Source organism: Pseudomonas brassicae, from assembly GCF_010671725.1.
Classification (GTDB): Bacteria; Pseudomonadota; Gammaproteobacteria; order Pseudomonadales; family Pseudomonadaceae; genus Aquipseudomonas; species Aquipseudomonas brassicae.
In genome coordinates, this window is sequence record NZ_JAAHBU010000354.1 from 1 (window position 1) to 3,563 (window position 3,563).

At 61.3% G+C, this 3,563-nt stretch carries 1 protein-coding gene and 1 pseudogene; one reads left to right on the forward strand and one right to left on the reverse strand.

The window, feature by feature from the left end; translation table 11 throughout:
• Positions 1 to 29: 29 nt before the first annotated feature.
• On the reverse strand, positions 30 to 497 hold the full coding sequence (locus G3436_RS21360; protein WP_163949179.1) for a DUF1289 domain-containing protein: 468 nt from the start codon (positions 495 to 497) through the stop codon (positions 30 to 32).
• 406 nt (positions 498 to 903) lie between these two features.
• On the opposite strand from G3436_RS21360, the pseudogene acnB reads away from it, so the two are divergent.
• Positions 904 to 3,512: pseudogene (gene acnB / locus G3436_RS21365) on the forward strand (bifunctional aconitate hydratase 2/2-methylisocitrate dehydratase).
• Positions 3,513 to 3,563: the final 51 nt, after the last annotated feature.

Here is a 3,563-nt window from a genome sequence, read left to right on the forward strand (position 1 = left end):
CTTGCCAGCGAAGGGCGCACTAGCGCGTGTCAGCCAAGCGCATCCTTGAGAAACCCCGGCGCTATGTAGCGCTGGTAATGCGCCTCGGACAGCAGAAAGAATTCCCGATCGATGGCATCGCGCAACTCGGGCAGCTCCCAGTCGCGAAACTCCGGCAACAGCACCATGCCGTATGCCTCCAGCTCGCGAATCACTCGCGCGCCCCGTGCAATCAGCTGATAGGCCCAGCAATACTCGGACTGGTGCGGCACGAAGCGGATCTTGCGCTGCTCCAGCTGCACACGCAGCTTGCCGGCATCGAACACCTCCAGCTTGGCCGCCATCACCTGCACCAGCAGTTGCTCCAGGCGCAGCCATACCGCACGTTTTTCGTCGTCGTTGTAGCCGTTCCAGTGGATCACTTCATGGTGAAAACGCTTGCACCCGCGGCACACCAGATCCCCGTAAACCGTGGAACAGAGGCCGACACAAGGCGTTTTAATTGACTGATTGGACATGAAAGATTCAACGGCATGGCGATGGAACAGACGACCATGTTAGCCCTTTGTCTAACGAGGGTCACCCCGTAAAGTCGTTGCGCTCGCCTTACCTTCTGCGCATTTTTACCGTAGAATCACTCGGCCTTTTTAAGGCAGCAATGTCCGTTAGAAGCTGTTTTCAAAGCGTCACGAGCACAGTTGATCCGGTAGAACGGCGTTGCACGGTGTATTCACCTATCGAATACACCGCGCCACCCCCTCATCAGCCTCCGTTCTACAGGCGTAAAACTTTGAAAGCAGCTTCTGTAAGGATTTCCTGCAACCCTGGCTATGCGGCTCAAAAAGCCGTGATGCGCATGGGTGCCGGTTATTCTGGATGAGCGTCCCGGACACCCATTTGGGACCACTGATGAGGGTAATAACTGTGCTTGAAGCCTACCGCAAACACATCGAAGAGCGTGCCGCCCAGGGTATCGTGCCCCAGCCGCTTAACGCCGAACAAACCGCAGGCCTGGTCGAGCTGCTGAAAAATCCCCCTGCTGGCGAAGAAGCAGTCCTCGTCGACCTGATCACCAACCGCGTACCACCAGGTGTGGACGAAGCCGCCTACGTCAAGGCCGGTTTCCTGTCGGCTGTCGCCAAGGGCGAAGCCACTTCCCCGCTGATCAGCAAGCAACGCGCCGTTGAACTGCTGGGCACCATGCAAGGCGGCTACAACATCGCCACCCTGGTTGAACTGCTCGACGACGCCGAACTGGCCGCCGTTGCCGCCGAACAACTCAAGCACACCCTGCTGATGTTCGACGCGTTCCATGACGTGGCCGAAAAAGCCAAGAACGGCAACGCCCACGCCCAAGCCGTGCTGCAATCCTGGGCTGACGGCGAGTGGTTCAAGAAGCGCCCGACCCTGGCCGACAAGATCAGCCTGCGGGTCTTCAAGGTCACTGGCGAAACCAACACCGACGACCTGTCCCCTGCCCCGGACGCCTGGTCGCGCCCTGACATCCCGCTGCACGCCCTGGCCATGCTGAAAATGGCCCGCGACGGTATCGTACCGGACGTGCAAGGCTCCATCGGCCCGATGAAGCAGATCGAGCAGATGCGCGGCGAAGGCTTCCCGATCGCCTATGTCGGTGACGTGGTCGGCACCGGCTCCTCGCGTAAATCGGCCACCAACTCGGTGCTGTGGTTCTTCGGCGACGACATCCCGTACGTACCGAACAAGCGCGCTGGCGGCTTCTGCTTCGGCTCCAAGATCGCCCCGATCTTCTACAACACCATGGAAGATGCCGGCGCCCTGCCGATCGAATTCGATGTGTCGAACATCAACATGGGCGACGTGATCGACCTGTACCCGCATGCCGGCAAAGTCTGCAAGCACGGTACCGACGAGGTCATCACCACCTTCGAAATGAAAACCCCGGTGCTGCTCGACGAAGTGCGCGCTGGCGGCCGTATCCCGCTGATCGTCGGCCGTGGCCTGACCGAGAAGGCACGTGCCGAGCTGGGCCTGGGCCCAACCGACCTGTTCAAGCTGCCTGAAGCACCGGTCGACACCGGCAAGGGCTACACCCTGGCGCAGAAGATGGTCGGCAAGGCCTGCGGCCTGCCGGTAGGCAAGGGCGTGCGCCCTGGCACCTACTGCGAGCCGAAGATGACCACCGTCGGTTCCCAGGACACCACCGGTCCCATGACCCGCGACGAGCTGAAAGACCTGGCGTGCCTGGGCTTCTCCGCCGACCTGGTGATGCAGTCGTTCTGCCACACCGCGGCCTATCCGAAGCCGATCGACGTGACCACCCACCACACCCTGCCGGATTTCATCCGCACCCGTGGCGGCGTGTCGCTGCGTCCAGGCGACGGCATCATCCACAGCTGGCTGAACCGCATGCTGCTGCCGGACACCGTCGGCACCGGTGGTGACTCGCACACCCGCTTCCCGATCGGCATCTCGTTCCCGGCCGTTCCGGCCTGGTTGCCTTCGCCGCAGCCACTGGCGTGATGCCGCTGGACATGCCGGAGTCGGTGCTGGTGCGCTTCAAGGGCAAGCTGAACCCAGGCATCACCCTGCGTGACCTGGTCCACGCCATCCCTTACTACGGCATCCAGAAAGGCCTGCTGACCGTCGAGAAGAAAGGCAAGATCAACGCCTTCTCCGGCCGCATCCTTGAAATCGAAGGCCTGGACGAGCTGACCGTCGAGCAGGCGTTCGAGCTGTCCGACGCCTCGGCCGAACGTTCGGCTGCCGGTTGCACCATCAAGCTGCCGGAAAAAGCGGTCGCCGAGTACCTGAAGTCGAACATCACCCTGCTGCGCTGGATGATCAGTGAAGGCTACGGCGATGCGCGTACCATGGAACGCCGTGCACAGGCGATGGAAGCCTGGCTGGCCAACCCGCAACTGCTGTCGGCCGACGCCGATGCCGAGTACGCCGAAATCATCGAGATCGACCTGGCCGACATCAAGGAGCCTGTACTTTGCGCCCCTAACGACCCGGACGACGCTCGCCTGCTGTCCAGCGTCCAGGGCCAGAAGATCGACGAAGTGTTCATCGGTTCGTGCATGACCAACATTGGTCACTTCCGCGCTGCCGGCAAGCTGCTGGACAAGGTCAAGGGTCAGTTGCCAACCCGTCTGTGGCTGTCGCCGCCGACCAAGATGGATGCTCACCAGCTGACCGAGGAAGGCTACTACGGCATCTACGGCAAGGCTGGCGCACGCATGGAAATGCCGGGCTGCTCGCTGTGCATGGGTAACCAGGCACGCGTAGAGCCGAACTCGACCGTGGTGTCGACCTCGACCCGTAACTTCCCGAACCGTCTGGGCGATGGTGCCAACGTGTTCCTGGCCTCCGCCGAACTGGCTGCCGTTGCCTCGATTTTGGGCAAGCTGCCAACCGTCGAGGAGTACATGGAGTACGCGGCGAATATCGACAGCATGGCTGCCGACATCTACCGTTACCTGAGCTTCGACCAGATCGCCGAGTTCCGTGAAGCCGCTGCGAACGCCAATATCCCGGTCGTTCAAGCCTAAGCTGACTTAGCGTGAAAAAAGCCCCGCCAACTGGCGGGGCTTTTTATTGCC